Genomic DNA, 14,444 nt, shown 5'->3' on the forward strand with positions numbered 1-14,444 from the left:
CGGCTGCGGCGCGCACCCGCGGCCGCCAGCGCCGGGCCAGCTCGTCGGGGATCTGGAACGGGGCGCCGCCGCCGGAGTAGCGGTCGGCGTAGGTGAGGATCACCAGCCGGCCGGCCCGGCGGATCAGCCCGCGCACGACCGGCCGCAGCGGGTCGGGCAGCCAGGAGACGCGGTGCGCCGCCAGCGCGGTGGCGAACATCGGCCGCGCCCACCAGGCGGGCGGCGGGACGCCGAGCATCTTCGGCACCTCGCCCACGCCGGGCCCCGCCTCGGCGAACAGCCAGTGGATCAGGCTGCGGGGCAGCTTGCGCCACCCCATGGGCATGAACTCCTCCATCTCCGCCAGCAGCGCCGCCATGAGCCGGCGCCCCTCGGGGGTGGGCGCGAGCCCGCGGCCGAGGTGCTCACTGATCGCGCCGATGTCGGCGAGCGTCAGCGGCCCGTCCTCGCACGCGTCCACGCCCATGAGGTGGCCGAAGACGCTCCAGGCGTAGAGGTTGGCGGCGCGGTCGGCGTCGCCGAGCACGACGCCCATGCGCTCCATGGCCTCCCAGGTCACCAGGGAGAAGTCCATGAGCGTGGCCAGGAGGAGCTCCTGGTTGACCGGCGGGCCCTGGGTCTCGGTGTCCCAGCCGTCGGGACCGTCGCGTTCCAGCAGCAGCGCCCGCACGCAGGAGTGCAGCAGCCGCAGGCCGATCGCGGCGGTGTGGCCGCGGCCGCCCGGCTCCAGGGCGCCGGCCTCCTCCAGGCCCATCACGTCGATGAGCATCTGCCCGGTCTCGGCGACCCGGCGGGTCAGGTTCCCGGTGGCCAGGTCGGACACGCGGGCCAGGGCGCGGGCGCTCTCGGGCGCCGCGTACGCCAGCGGGAGGCAGGAGAAGAACAGCGCGACCGACTGGTAGAGGCCGTACTCGGTGAAGACGCGCTGGCCGCGCTCGATCAGGGCGGCGTCGTGCCCCCACTCGGGCAGGCCGGTCGCCGCCGCCAGGTCGTCCAGCAGCTCGACGGGGTCGTCCGGCGCCGGCGCCGCCACGGCGGTGCCGCGCGCCCGCGCCTTGGCCCGGCCCAGGTCGCGGATCAGCGCGCGGACGAGGCCGCCGGGGTCGGCCGCGGTCTCGGGACGGTCGCGCCGGTAGCGGGCGACCATGGCGTCGATCTCGGGGTCGGCCGCCGCGCGCAGCCGCCGGAACTCGGCTTCGGTCCACCGGTCCCGCGCCCGCGCGGTGTCCCCGCCGGCCCCGCCGCCGTCGCCACCGCCGTCCTCGCCGCCGGTGCCGTTCCGGGCACGCATCGCGTCACCCCCGCCGATTCGCCCGGTTCCGCCGACCCGCGTTTTCCGTGGTCACACCACGGGCGCGGGCAGCGGAAAATGGACAGGGTCACTTTACCGGCACGCTCCCGCGGCCCCCGTTTCCGGTGACACGTGTGTCCCTATCCGGCCATTACCGTAACGCCGCACACCCGAACAATTCAGGCCATGCTCCGCCGCCGGAGCGCCTCGATGTCCCGCAGCACGATCGTGCGCTTGTCGATCGCGATGGCGCCGCGCGCGGCGAGCGCGTGCAGCGCCCGGTTGAGCGCCGGCCGGGACGCCCCGACCAGCGCCGCCAGATCGGACTGGGTCAGCCGCAGGTCGATGACCGCGCCGTCCGAGGCCCCGCCGCCCGCGGGCGCGCCGTGCTTGCCGGCCAGCTGCACGAGCACCTTCGCCAGCCGCGCGCCGAGGTCGAGGTACGCGGTGTCGGCGGCGCGCTCGGTCAGCCGCCGCACCAGCCGCCCCAGCGACAGCAGGAACTGGTCGGTCAGCTCCGGGTGCTCGTGCATCAGCGCCAGCAGCCGCTCGCGCGACAGCGAGAAGAGCCGGGTCGGCGCGGCGGCGACGATCGACGCCGAGCGCGGCGCTCCGTCCAGCAGCGCGATCTCCCCGAACGTCTCGCCGGGGCCGAGCGTGTCCAGCACGATCTCGGCGCCGCCCTCGGTGGCGAAGACGACCTTGACCAGCCCCTCCAGCACGACGTACAGGCGGTCGCCGGGGTCGCCCTGGTGGAACACGTACCGGCCGGCCGGGTGGCGGCGGCTCGATCCGGCCGCGGCCGCGGCGGCGATGCCCGCCTCCCCCAGCACGGCGAACAGCGGAACGGAGGACAGCACCTCCGTCACCCGCTCGTCGCCGATTTCCATAATCGAACTGTACGGCCGCACGCCGCGATCGTGTCGTAACAGACATCGAAACTGTAACCACGGAAACAGCACGAATTCCGATCTTGATGGACGGTTCTCCCATGACCGGAGAACCGCCCGCCGCCACGACCGCCGACGAGGACCTCACGGCCCTCGTCGCGGCGGCCCGTGCCGGCGATCCCGACGCCTGGCAGCGGCTGGTGGAGACCTACACCGGCATGCTGCGGGTCAGGATCCGGCGCTACCGGCTGGGCCGTGAGGACGCCCAGGACGTCATCCAGACCACCTGGCTGCTGGCCGTGCAGAACCTGTGCCGGCTGGAGCAGGAGAAGCGGATCGGCAGCTGGCTGGCCACGATCGCCGCCCGCGAGTCGCTGCGGATCCTGCGGCGGTCCCGCGAGGTTTGCGTCGACGACCTGGACGCCGTCGACCGGCCCCGCGACGACGACGCCGCGTCCGTCGACCGGCGGCTCGCGCGGGCCTGGCTGGCGGGCACGCTCGCCGAGGCGGCGGCCGAGCTGCCGGACGCCCAGCGCGAGCTGTTCACGCTGCTGGCCGAGCGGCCCGAGCTGCGCTACGTCGAGGTGGCCCGCGCGCTGGGCCGCCCGATCGGCAGCATCGGCCCCTCCCGCGCCCGCTGCCTCACCCGGCTGCGCGGCCTGCTGGAGGAGCGCGGCGTCACCCCGGACCTGCTGGTCTGAGGGGGTCCGGGTGAACGACGAGACGAGCATCGAGGCGGGCATCGAGGTGGGCATCGAGGTGGGCGCGGTGGGGTCATGCTTCGGACTCGGCCTTGGGCGGGCGCGTGGCGAGCGGCCGCTCCTCGGTGAACGGGCGGAGGTCGAACGCCGCGAGCGCGTCGGCGTCCGGGTCGGCCCGCAGCGGCGAGCGGTACAGCTGCCGCAGCACCGGCAGCCGGGTCCGGCGCCGCGTGACCTGCCCGTGCCGCCACTCGCGGTACGGCTCGGGCACCTCGCCGTCGTCCATGTCCGCCAGGAGCCCGTCGGACACCGGCGGCACGTACGGGGCGTCGAACAGCTTCGGCACCTCCAGGTAGAGGCGGAAGAACGCGGCGATGAACCGCATCCGGTCGTCGAAGTCGAGCCAGTCGGTGACGCCGTCGGTGGCCCGCCGCGGGTCCGGGACGAAACGCTCGACCAGCTCGCGCACGTCCGCGTCCTTGAAGGGCGCCCATAGCGGCTCGGTGGCCGCTCTCCGCGGGGGCGGGAGCGGCCTTCCGAGTCGGAACGACCCGAGCGGCGTGCGCATCCCCATCAGGTTGCGCGTGTAGAACCCGGCCCACCACTCCTCCACCTTGCGCACGGGCCACGGCTGCGACTCGTGCGGCTGCAGGTACACCTCCAAGCGGTGGGCCGGGCGCCCGGTGACCACGCCGCGCAGCCAGTGCCCCGGGGCCCGCAGCACCCAGCGCGGCGGCCGGTAGAACACCAGCTCCAAGGCCCGCTGGACGCGCTGCTGCTCGTAGGCGACCAGCGCGACGCTCGCGCCCAGGACGTACTCGGCGCGCAGCGCGGGGTCGGTCTCGTCCCTGGCGCGGGTGAACATCTCCACGACCGTGTCCAGGAGCCGCTCGTCGGCCGGGGCCAGCAGCCGGGTGAGGAACGCCGGGCGGCGCACCACCGGGCCGGGCGCCCCCTCGCCCGGCCCGGCGGCGGCACTCGCGCCGCCCGGGCGTTCCGTCTCCCGCGACTCCCGCACCCGCACCGAGTACTCCGGCCCGCCGGCCCACAGGCCGGCGGCCAGGCTGCCCATCTCCAGGAAGATGGCCCGGTTGGCGAGCGCGAGGCCGAGCTGGTAGCTCGGGCCGAGCAGGGCCAGCATCACGCGCCGGAACGGGCGCCGCAGCGCCGGCGGCACGTTCAGCCGGCGTCCCGTCTCGGCCAGGAACGGCGAGCCCTCCGACAGGTCGAGGTTCTCGCTGACCGCCCGTACCGCCCACACCGCGTAGCAGTACCAGTTGTTCGCGTCGCGCCCCAGGTGGCGGGCCAGGTCGAGCGCCAGCCGGTGGTAGGCGAACGCGATGACCCGGGCCTCGTGGGTCGGCTTCCGGTCCTGGTACGTCGCGATGCGGACGATGTCGTCCACCGTCAAGGGACGCAGGGGGCGTGAGGGGTCCATACCAGGAGAGAGGACGCGCCCCCGCGCCCTGATACATGCCTCCGGCACTTCGATCGGCGCCGGGAGTAGGGTGCCGGGCATGACCGAGGACGTTCCGCCGCGTCTGGCCGGGCATCCCGACCGGATCCGGTGGAACGCGAAGTACGCCGGCGGCGCGGGCGCCGCGTTCGCGCCGCATCCGCTGGCGGCGCGCGCCCTCGCGCTGCTCCCCCCGGACGGCCCGGTCCTCGACCTGGCGTGCGGCCCGTCCGGCGCCGCGCTGCTGGCCGCCGGGCAGGGCCGCCCGGTCACCGCGGTGGACGTGTCGGACACCGCTCTCGGCCTGCTCGACGCCGAGGCCCGCCGCCGCGGCGTCCGCGGCCTGCTCACCCTCGTCCACGCCGACCTGGGCGAATGGGCGGCGGGCGGGCCGGGCGGGTTCGCGCTGGTGCTGTGCACCGGCTTCTGGGACCGCCTGGTCTTCGGCCCGGCCGCGGGCACCGTCGCGCCCGGCGGCCTGCTGGCCTGGGAGGCGTTCACCACCGGCGCCCGGACCGTACGGCCGGGCCTGCCCGCCGAGTGGTGCCTGGCGCCGGGCGAGCCCGCGGCCCTGCTCCCGGCCGGCTTCACCGTCCTCGCCGAGGAGGACGTCCCGGACGACCGGCACGGGACGAAGCGCCGCCTGCTCGCCCGCCGCGGAGGGCCGGACCGGGCTTAGCGGCCATTCGTTGATCATGTGACGATGGCGGCGGGCGTCAACGCCGACGCACCGCTCCCCCACTCCCGGGAAGGACCGCAAATGCCCTCCGCCTCACGCGCCACCGCCCCTTCCGGCCCCACCGCTTCCGCTCACGCCACCCCCACCGGGGACGACCTCGTCCGCCGCGCCGCCGAGATGCGCCCGCTGCTCATCGAGCGGCAGGCCGAGACCGAGCGCCGCACCTACTACGCCGAGGACGTCCACGAGATGTTCCGCGAGGGCGGCTTCTACCGGATGCTGATCCCGCGCCGGTACGGCGGCCTGGCGCTGCCGTTCGCCGACTACGCGCGGGTGCTCGTCGAGCTGGCGCACGGCTGCGCCGGCACCGCCTGGTGCTTCGGCCTCGCGGCGGCGCACGCCCTCCAGGTCGGGTCGTACTTCGAGAAGCACGTGCAGGACGAGGTGTTCGGGGACGGGGAGTTCCGGGCCGCGTCGGTCGCCGCCCCCGGGGTCGTCGCGCGGCGCGAGGACGGCGGCTGGCGGCTGGACGGGACGGTCGGCTACTGCTCGGGCGCCCCGTACTCGACCCACTTCGTCGGCCAGGCGCTCGTCCACGGCCTGCCCAAGGAGGAGCAGGCGCGGCGGATGCTGCTGTACATCGCGCCGCGCAGCGAGTGGACGATGCTGGACGACTGGGGCGGCGACCTCGGCCTCAAGGGCAGCGGGTCGCACAGCATCCGGTTCGACGGCGGCCGCATCCCGGCGGACTACGCGCTCGAAGGCGTCGACATGATCAGCGTGGACGTGGACGGCGGGACGCCCGGGTACGCGCTGCACGGCGACGCCCTCTACTCGGGCCGGTCGATGGCGCCGTTCACGATGACGCTGTGCGCGATCACGGTCGGCGCGGGGTACGCGGCGCTGGACGCGTTCGAGGAGGAGCTGCGGACCCGCCGGACGGCGCTGCCGCCGATCGTGCCGCGGCTGACCGACCCCGACTACCACCGCTGGTACGGGGAGGGCCTGGCGAAGATCGCCACCGCGGAGGCGGCGCTGATGCGGTGCGCCACCGAGCACCACGCGCTGTGCGAGCGCACCGCGGCGGGCGGCCCGCCGTACAGCGCGGAGGAGGAGGTGCGGCTCGGCGCCATCGCGCGCGAGGCGATGCTGCAGGCCATCGCGGCGGTCGAGGGGCCGCTGCGGCAGAGCGTCGGCGCGGGCGTCCTGGACGACGGCGCGCGCTTCACCCGCATCCTGCGCGACCTGGCGATGGTGGCCGCGCACCGCAACACCGTGATGCGCGAGCCCCTCTACCGCGTCCTCGCGGGGCTGCGCCTGGGCCTCGCCTGACGCGGGCCGGAAGGCGCGGCCGGGCGGCGCGGTCGGGCGGCGCGATCGGGGGGCGCCGCCCGGCCGCGATAGGTTGGCTCCATGCGAGCCATCAGCCAGGACGTCCTCGGCGGTCCCGAGGTCCTCAAGGTCGTCGAGGCGGAACGGCCCGAGCCGGGCCCGACGGAGGTCCTGGTCCGGGTGCACGCGGCGGGCGTCAACCCGACCGACTGGAAGCACCGGGCGAGCGGCCTCTACCTCGGCCGGCCGCCGTTCGTGCTCGGCTGGGAGCTGTCGGGCGTGGTCGAGGCCACCGGCGTCGGCGTGACGCTGCACAAGCCGGGCGACGAGGTCTTCGGCATGCTGGCCTACCCGCAGGGCGCGGGCGCGTACGCCGAGTACGTCACCGCCCCGTCCCGCCGGTTCGTCCGCAAGCCGGAGAGCATCGACCACGTGCAGGCCGCCGCGCTGCCGCTGGCCGCGCAGACCGCCTGGCAGGCCCTCGTCGACACCGCCGGGCTCGGCCCCGGGCAGCGGGTGCTGATCCACGCAGCGGCGGGCGGCGTCGGCCACCTCGCGGTGCAGATCGCCAAGGCCCGCGGCGCGTACGTGATCGGCACCGCCAGCGAGCCCAAGCACGCGCTGCTGCGCCGGCTGGGCGCCGACGAGCTGATCGACTACCGCACCGCCGACTTCGCCGAGGAGGTCCGGGACGTGGACGTCGTCCTGGACACGATCGGCGGCGAGTACGGCCCGCGCTCGGTCCGCACGATGCGTCCCGGCGGCGTCATCGTCACCATCACCCCGCGCGACGTCCGGGTCGGCGACGTACCGGGCGTCCGCAGCGAGGTGCTGCTGGTGGAGTCCGACCACGCCACGCTCAAGGAGGTCGCCGCGCTGGCGGAGGCGGGCCGGCTGCGCGCCGAGATCGACCTGGTCGTGCCGCTGGAGGAGGCGGCCAAGGCGCACGCGCACGGCGAGACCGGCCGCACCACCGGCAAGATGGTGCTCTCGGTCGTCCCGTAGCCGCCCGGGCCCCTCAGCCCTGCGGGCGCCAGGGCGACTCGGCCTGGGTGGGGCGCGGCGCGTCCGCGACCCGGAGGGCGTAGGCGGGGCGCTCGCCGTACGGCGGCGGCACCGTCCCGAGGTAGCCGTGGCCGGTGAGATGGCACCAGGCCGCCAGGTCGAGCGGCGCGGCCGGATCGCCTGCGATCAGGTGGACGATCGTGCCGGCGGGCAGCTCGGCCAGCCTCCCGCGCAGCTCCAGCAGCAGCCGCACGCACGCGCGGTCGCCGCCGTCGATGATGACCGGATCGGCGCCCTCGCCTGCCATTCGATCGTCTCCCGTCGTCGCCCGTACCGATCTTAAGGCGTGTGCCCGGGCGTACGGAAAACCGGTTTTGCCCTGACGGCGAGGGGCCGCTAAAGTACCCGCTTCGCATCCGCTTCTTCAGGTAGGCGCCCGCCACGCGCGCTGAGGGTCGAAACGAACCGGAGTGCTTCCGGGGCGAGATCCGGAGAGTCTGCCGCCTCCAGTCCTCACCTCGTTCCGCCGAAAGCCGAGGTTCACGCCATGGCCGTTCCCTCTTCCGAGCACGCCCCCGTCCAGGACGGCGACCCCGAGATCGCCGCCGAGCGCGCGTACCTCGCCACCGCGCGCGCCGCGCTCCAGCGCATGCACCGCGACGTCGTCACGACCGAGACGCAGCTGACCGCCGCCGCCGAGGACAACGACAACTACGCCGAGCGGTACTACCAGCGCCGCGCCCGGGAGCTGCGCGCGCTCGCGCTGGTGGACCTGCCCGACGTGCCGCTGTTCTTCGGCCGCCTGGACTTCGACTCCGGCGGCGGGGAGCGCTTCTACATAGGGCGGCGGCACGTCCACGACGGCGCCGGGGAGCCGCTGGTCATCGACTGGCGGGCGCCGCTCTCCACCGCGTTCTACCGCGCCACCCGCGACGACCGGCAGGGGGTGGCGCTGCGCCGCCGGTACGGGTTCTCCGGCGCGGCCGAGCTCACCGCCTACGAGGACGAGCCGCTCACCGGGGAGGCCGCGGGCGACACGGCGGCCGCGTTCCTGGCCGCCGAGATCGAGCGCCCCCGGTCCGGGCCCATGCGCGACATCGTCGCCACCATCCAGCCCGAGCAGGACGACCTGGTCCGCGCCCCGCTCGACCGGACCGTCTGCGTCCAGGGCGCGCCCGGCACCGGCAAGACCGCCGTCGGCCTGCACCGCGTCGCGTACCTGCTCTACACCGAGCGCGACCGGCTCGGCCGCACCGGCGTCGCGGTCGTCGGGCCGAACCGCTCGTTCCTGTCGTACATCCGCCGCGTCCTGCCCGCGCTGGGCGAGGTGAACGTCACGCAGACCACCGTCGAGGAGCTGATCGGCCGGGCCGGCGCGGAGCGCGCCGCCGACCCGGCGGTCGCGCGGCTCAAGGGCGACGGCCGGATGGCGGCGGTGCTCGCGCGGGCGCTGTGGCTGCACGTCACCCGGCCCGCCGAGGGCGTCATGTACGCCAAGGGCGCCTCCCGCTACCGCGTCCCCGACCACGAGGTCCGCGAGATCGTGGCGGGGCTGCGCGGCACCGGCCGGTACGGCCCCGGCCGCGAGGCCGCCGCCAAGCGGATCGCGCACGCGGTGCTGGTCCAGATGGAACGGCGCGGCGAGTCGCCCGACGACCGCACGCACAACGCGGTCGCGCGGTCCCGGCCCGTACGGCGGCTCCTGGACCAGGTCTGGCCCAAGCTGACGCCCGAGCAGGTGCTGTTCAGGCTGCTGTCGGACGCGGACTTCCTCGCCAAGGCGGCCAAGTCCGACCTCACCGCCGAGGAGCGGGCGCTGCTGCTGTGGCCCAAGCCCGCCCGGTCATGGCGGTCGGCGAAGTGGACCGCCGCCGACTCCGCCCTCCTGGACGAGCTGGGCGACCTCATCGAGCGGACGCCCTCGATCGGCCACCTCGTGCTCGACGAGGCCCAGGACCTCAGCCCGATGCAGTGCCGGGCCGTCGGGCGGCGCTGCGCCACCGGCTCGATGACGGTGCTCGGCGACATCGCGCAGGGCACCAGCCCCGCCGCGGCCGGCGACTGGACGGAGCTGCTGGCCCATCTCGGCAAGCCGGACGCCCGGCTGGAGACGCTCGACCGCGGCTACCGCGTGCCCGCGCAGATCATCGACTACGCCGCGCGGCTGCTGCCGGAGATCGCCCCGGGCCTGGGCGCGCCGGTCTCGGCCCGCCGCTCGCCGGGCGCGCTGCGCGTCACCGCCGCTCCAGATGTGGCCGCGGCGCTCGTTCCGGCCTGCTCGGAGAGCCTGGCGGGCGAGGGCTCGGTGGGCGTGATCGCCGCCGACGCCGCCATCGGCGCCGTGCACGAGGGGCTGGGCGACGCGGGGCTGAAGCCGGCGCTGCTGGGCGAGGACGAGAACGCCATGGAGGAGGCGCGGCTGGTGTGCGTCCCGGCGACGCTCGCCAAGGGCCTGGAGTTCGACACGGTGATCGTCGTGGAGCCGGCCCGGATCGTCGCGGCCGAGCCGCGCGGGCTGCACCGGCTGTACGTGGCGCTCACCCGGGCGGTCAGCGCGCTGCACGTCCTGCACGCCGAGCCCCTTCCGGCCGCGCTCCGGGCGTCCTAGTGGCCGGCGGCCGCGAGGAGGCGGCCGAGGAGGGCGGACGCGGTGACCACGCCGATCATGGGGGCGTCGGTGCGGCGCGCGTCGTCGGCGACCGCGACGACGGGGCTGCGGGCGCTAGCCATCACCTGGGCGATCTCCATGGCGGTGGCGTCGGCGTCCACGATCGGCGGCGCCTCGCGGGCGTCCGGGAGCATGTCGGCCACGCGGCGGCCCTCCAGGTTCGCGCACAGCCGGTCGGCGTGGCCCTCGTCGTAGACGCGGGCGAGGTTCGGGTCGTCCTTGACGTACCGCGGGATCAGCGACCCCATGACCTGGGAGGCGGGCAGCACGGCCAACGGCCGGCGCCGCCCGTCCACCACGATCAGCCCGGGCAGATGGTGCTCGGCCAGCAGCCGGGCCGCGTCCATCGCGCTGCTGTCGGGGGTCACGACCGGGAACTCCACGGCCAGCTCTCGTGCACGCACGCTCCGACGCTACCGGACGTGCCCGGTGCGGCTAAGCGGCGGCACCGGCGGGGCCGACCTCGTACACCCGGACGACGCGGTCGGGCGTCGCGAACACCTGCCGCCAGCCGGGGCGGGCACCGCTCGTGTCCCCGAACGCCGTACGGGCCGACCTCTTGCACAGCGAGCAGATGTGGCCGCGCTCGGTGTCGTACAGGAGGACGAGGTCGCCGGGCCCGGGGCCCGCGGCCTGGCCGGGCCTGACCGCGTGGATCCCGGCCGACCAGGACGCGCCGCCCCAGAAGCCCCGCCGGTAGATCGGCAGGATCTTGCGGGTGTGCGGGTCGGTCCAGATCCGGTCGTGCGCGCCGTCCCGGTCGTGCATCCAGCCCCGCAGCGCGTCCAGCTGGGTGCCGCCGCCGAGCCGGGTGGCCGGGGCCGCCCACCAAGTGCGGGCGGCGGCCCCGGCGAGGGTGGCCGCGACGGCGAGCGCGAGCGCGGCGGGGAGCACGGCCCGTACGCGCCCCCGGTCGGGCAGGCGGCGCGCGAGCGGCACCGCGAGCAGCCACAGCGTCCCGAGGCCGCCGAGGACGAACGCCGGGAACACCGGGTACCAGTAGCGGATCAGCTGCAGCCGCAGCTTCGGCGCGGCGGGGTCCAGGACGCCGCCGAGCAGGGTGAGCGGCACCCACAGCAGCGCGCACACCGCGACGAGGACGGCGAGCCGGCGCGGCCGCAGCAGGCCGCCGAGGAGGGTGAGGCCGAGGAGCGCGAGGAGAAGGGCGCCCTCTCCGTAGGTCTGGAGCGTCTTCGGGAGGCGCAGGACGTACAGCATGCGCGGCTTGTCGCGGTAGGTGGAGGCGATCTCCGGGGTGGACGGCCCCTGCCCGTGGCCGGTGATCGACAGCAGCCGGGCGAGGGGGTCGCCGTACATCCGCCAGCAGAGCAGCAGTTCGGCGAGGCCCGCCGCGGCGATCGGCGCGGCCGTCCAGAGCAGTCCGGCCAGGCCCGCCCGGCGGTAGAGCAGCACGGGGACGACCGGCCAGGCGAAGACGATGAACTCGCGGGCGAGGTACGACCAGGCCAGCAGCGCGCCGATGCCGAGCAGCACCGCCTTCGTCGGCGGGTCCTCCCGCCGCCGCGCCGCGACCGCGAGCGCCAGCGCGCAGGTGAAGAGGCCGACCGCGAGCACGTCGGGCAGCAGGTCGGTGGAGTCCTCGAAGACCGGCGTGGCCGCGACCACGGCGATCCCGCCGGCGGCGCCCACGGACCGCGCGAACAGGAGCGTGCCCAGCGCGTAGGTGCCGAGCAGCAGCGCGAGCGTGGCGAGCACGGGGACGATCGCGTACGCGGCCTGCGACGGCCCGAGGACGGCCATCGCCAGCCGGACGGGGACGATGAGCCCGAACCGCGTCATCTGATGCATCTCGGTGGTGGCCTCCACCGGATGCGGGAACCGCTCGGCCGCCGTGAAGTAGTTGGCCTGGTCCGAGGGGACGGGCGTGCGCAGGTGGGCGAGCAGCACGGCGAGCCACGCCAGCGCCAGCGCCGCCGGGATCAGGCGCGCCCAGGGCACCCGGCGGCGCTCGCGGGGGCCGGGGGCACCGGCGGCGTCCGGGGAGGGTTCGGTGGTCGCACGTGAAATCGCACGAAGGTTGGCGATCACATCGACAACCTGCCAGCATCCGTCCGCCGTCCGGTGCCCGCGCGGTGAACGGCGGATGAATAGGCATGCCGGACCGATCGTCCGATACCGGACAGCACCCGGTGGTGATCCTGGTCGCCCCAAGATCGTCTAAGTACACTGCCCATTCCTTGCCATCCGCAATAACAGTGGCAGGTACGGCCAAACCCATGGGAGTGAGCCGATTGGCCAACAAAGGCGACCTTCCGGAGCATTCACATCTCCCCGGCTCCCGGCGACCGCCCCGTTCCCAGCCGATCCGGCGGCGGCTCGCGCTGCTCCTGCTGATCCCGCTCACCTCGCTGGTCACGCTGTGGGGGTTCGCCGCGAACCTGACCTTCTCCGCCGCGGTGCAGCACGCCAACTACGACACCGTCTACGACGCCGTCGGGCAGCCGGTGAACGTCGCCCTCGCGATGGTCCAGCAGGAGCGGGCCGCCGCGGCGCTCGCGATCTCCGACGAGGCCGCCGGCGCGCAGCGCTACCGGCAGATCCGCGCCAGGACCGACGCCGCCCTGGCGTCCTTCCGCAGGACGGCGCTCACCTCCGAGGTGCGGGAGGCGACCTCCGGCCGGCTGATCGGCACCCAGATGGGCACGCTGAACAGGTCGTTCGACGGCCTCGGCCCGCTGCGCTCGCAGATCGACTCCGGCGCGGTGAACGCGCTCGAGGCCATCGAGGGCTACGACAGGATCACCGAGACCGCGCTGCAGATGCTGAGCACGATGGCCGGCATCGACGACGGCGACGCGTTCCGGAACACCATCGCCCTCACCAACGCGTACTGGTCCCGCGACTACATGATGCGGCAGGACGCGCTGGTCACCTCGCTCCCCCGCAGCGGCCGGATGAGCGCCGCCGCGCAGTCCGCGTTCGCCCGCTGGGCCGGGAGCGGCAACCAGCTCTTCAGCGTCGCCGAGGCCGGGCTGACCGGCGGGCCGGCCCGGCACGTGCGCGCGCTGGCCCGGTCGGAGGAGTACGTCCGCTACCGCTCGCTGGAGGAGCGGATCACCGGCACCGGCAGCGCGGCCGGCGTCGCCGCCCAGTGGCGCACCACGATCGGCGCGCTGTCGCCGCGGTGGCTGCAGGCCAGCACGCAGGCCGGCAAGGAGCTGAACGACCAGATCGGGCCGGCCGGGCGGCGGATCACGATCCAGCTCGCCCTCGCCGGCGGCGTCGGCCTGCTGGCGGTGGCCCTCTCGATCCTGCTGTCGCTGACGTTCGCCCGCCGGCTCACCACCGAGCTGCTGGCGCTCCAGCGCGCCGCCCAGACGCTCGCGCACGAGCGGCTGCCGCGGGTCGTGGCGCGGCTGCGCCGCGGCGAGAGCGTCGACATCGCCGCCGAGGCGCCGCCCATGGAGCCCGCCCGGATCCGGGAGATCGCGCGGGTCGGCGAGGCGTTCGGCGCCGTGCAGCGCACCGCCGTGGACACCGCGGTCGGCGAGGCCGAGCTGCGCAAGGGCGTCAACCGAGTCTTCATCAACCTGTCCTGGCGCAGCCAGTCGCTGCTGCACCGGCAGCTGCGGCTGCTCGACGCCATGGAGCGCCGCGCCGGCAGCGCCGAGGAGCTGGCGGACCTGTTCAAGCTGGACCACCTCACCACCCGCATGCGGCGGCACGCCGAGGGCCTGGTCATCCTGTCCGGCTCGCCCACCGTGCGGGCCTGGGACCACCCGGTGGAGGCCGAGGACCTGATCCGCGCGGCGCTGGCCGAGGTGGAGGACTACACCCGCGTCGAGGTGACGGCCAACACCGGTGCCGCGGTCACCGGCACCGTCGTCGCCGACGTGATCCACCTGCTGGCCGAGCTGATCGAGAACGCCGCCACGTTCTCCCCGCCCGCCACCGAGGTCACGGTGCGGGCCGACTCGGTCGCCAACGGGCTGGCCATCGACGTCGTGGACCGGGGCATCGGCCTGCAGCCCGACCAGCTGTCCGAGCTCAACCGGCGGCTCTCGCACGCCGCCGAGTTCGACCTGGCCGACACCGACCGGCTGGGCCTGTTCGTGGTGTCGCGGCTGGCCGCCCGGCACGGCATCAAGGTCTCGCTCCAGTCCTCGCCGTACGGCGGGACCACGGCGGTCGTGCTCGTCCCGAACGCGCTGGTGGTCATGGCCGGCGACCGCGATCCGCGGTCGCGCGCCACCCCCGTGCCGCGGCAGCCCGTGGCGGCCGCCGCCGGCCCGGCCGACACCGCGCCGCCGCCCGCCCTGCCCGCGGCCCCGCCTGCCAGGCCGCCCGCCGCTCCGGCCACCGCGCCGTCCGCCGGGGAGGGGCAGCAGCCCGGTGACCTCGCTGGACTCGGCCGCGAACTCCCCGGTGCGGACGTCCCGCGACCACGGCCCGTCGCCGGCC

The 14,444-nt window shown here is 75.3% G+C and carries 12 protein-coding genes; 6 read left to right on the forward strand and 6 right to left on the reverse strand.

Annotation, left to right across the window (positions count from 1 at the left end; genetic code table 11):
* A partial coding sequence (locus AB0881_RS40370) for an oxygenase MpaB family protein (protein WP_366626045.1) occupies positions 1 to 1,291 on the reverse strand: 1,291 nt, incomplete at its 3' end.
* A gap of 179 nt (positions 1,292 to 1,470) precedes the next feature.
* Positions 1,471 to 2,181, reverse strand: coding sequence for a Crp/Fnr family transcriptional regulator (locus tag AB0881_RS40375; protein ID WP_366626047.1), 711 nt, complete (start codon positions 2,179 to 2,181; stop codon positions 1,471 to 1,473).
* A gap of 101 nt (positions 2,182 to 2,282) precedes the next feature.
* Between AB0881_RS40375 and AB0881_RS40380 the strand changes: the two genes are divergently transcribed.
* Complete coding sequence (locus tag AB0881_RS40380) at positions 2,283 to 2,882, forward strand: sigma-70 family RNA polymerase sigma factor (protein ID WP_366626049.1); 600 nt, start codon at positions 2,283 to 2,285, stop codon at positions 2,880 to 2,882.
* Positions 2,883 to 2,955: 73 nt separating this feature from the next.
* Here AB0881_RS40380 and AB0881_RS40385 read toward each other — a convergent pair whose 3' ends face one another.
* Positions 2,956 to 4,293: a hypothetical protein gene (locus AB0881_RS40385; RefSeq protein ID WP_366626051.1), complete on the reverse strand. Its 1,338-nt coding sequence runs from the start codon at positions 4,291 to 4,293 to the stop codon at positions 2,956 to 2,958.
* A 106-nt stretch (positions 4,294 to 4,399) separates the two neighbouring features.
* Between AB0881_RS40385 and AB0881_RS40390 the strand changes: the two genes are divergently transcribed.
* The 3 genes from AB0881_RS40390 to AB0881_RS40400 all read left to right on the forward strand — a co-directional run bounded on the left by AB0881_RS40390 (position 4,400) and on the right by AB0881_RS40400 (position 7,354).
* The gene (locus tag AB0881_RS40390) at positions 4,400 to 5,017 is read left to right on the forward strand and encodes a class I SAM-dependent methyltransferase (RefSeq protein WP_366626053.1); all 618 of its coding nucleotides are present in this window, start codon (positions 4,400 to 4,402) and stop codon (positions 5,015 to 5,017) included.
* Positions 5,018 to 5,098: 81 nt separating this feature from the next.
* On the forward strand, positions 5,099 to 6,349 hold the full coding sequence (locus AB0881_RS40395; protein WP_366626055.1) for an acyl-CoA dehydrogenase family protein: 1,251 nt from the start codon (positions 5,099 to 5,101) through the stop codon (positions 6,347 to 6,349).
* An 81-nt stretch (positions 6,350 to 6,430) separates the two neighbouring features.
* Entirely contained in the window at positions 6,431 to 7,354 is a 924-nt protein-coding gene (locus AB0881_RS40400) for an NADP-dependent oxidoreductase (RefSeq protein ID WP_366626057.1), read from the forward strand.
* A gap of 13 nt (positions 7,355 to 7,367) precedes the next feature.
* Here AB0881_RS40400 and AB0881_RS40405 read toward each other — a convergent pair whose 3' ends face one another.
* Positions 7,368 to 7,661, reverse strand: coding sequence for a sulfurtransferase TusA family protein (locus AB0881_RS40405; RefSeq protein WP_366626059.1), 294 nt, complete (start codon positions 7,659 to 7,661; stop codon positions 7,368 to 7,370).
* Positions 7,662 to 7,901: 240 nt separating this feature from the next.
* Here AB0881_RS40405 and AB0881_RS40410 point away from each other — a divergent pair, with 240 nt between their 5' ends.
* Positions 7,902 to 9,962 (forward strand): AAA family ATPase, encoded by a 2,061-nt coding sequence (locus tag AB0881_RS40410; protein ID WP_366626061.1) that lies wholly within the window; start codon positions 7,902 to 7,904, stop codon positions 9,960 to 9,962.
* On the opposite strand, the gene AB0881_RS40415 is transcribed toward AB0881_RS40410, so the two are convergent.
* Complete coding sequence (locus tag AB0881_RS40415) at positions 9,959 to 10,426, reverse strand: CBS domain-containing protein (protein WP_366626063.1); 468 nt, start codon at positions 10,424 to 10,426, stop codon at positions 9,959 to 9,961. The genes AB0881_RS40410 and AB0881_RS40415 overlap by 4 nt on opposite strands.
* 31 nt (positions 10,427 to 10,457) lie before the next feature.
* Positions 10,458 to 12,071, reverse strand: a complete 1,614-nt coding sequence (locus AB0881_RS40420) for a hypothetical protein (protein WP_366626065.1) — start codon at positions 12,069 to 12,071, stop codon at positions 10,458 to 10,460.
* Positions 12,072 to 12,274: 203 nt separating this feature from the next.
* Between AB0881_RS40420 and AB0881_RS40425 the strand changes: the two genes are divergently transcribed.
* Positions 12,275 to 14,444 (forward strand): nitrate- and nitrite sensing domain-containing protein (locus AB0881_RS40425; protein ID WP_366626067.1); only part of this gene is annotated, 2,170 nt, incomplete at its 3' end.

This window comes from Spirillospora sp. NPDC029432, assembly GCF_040703975.1.
Taxonomy (GTDB): Bacteria; Actinomycetota; Actinomycetes; order Streptosporangiales; family Streptosporangiaceae; genus Spirillospora.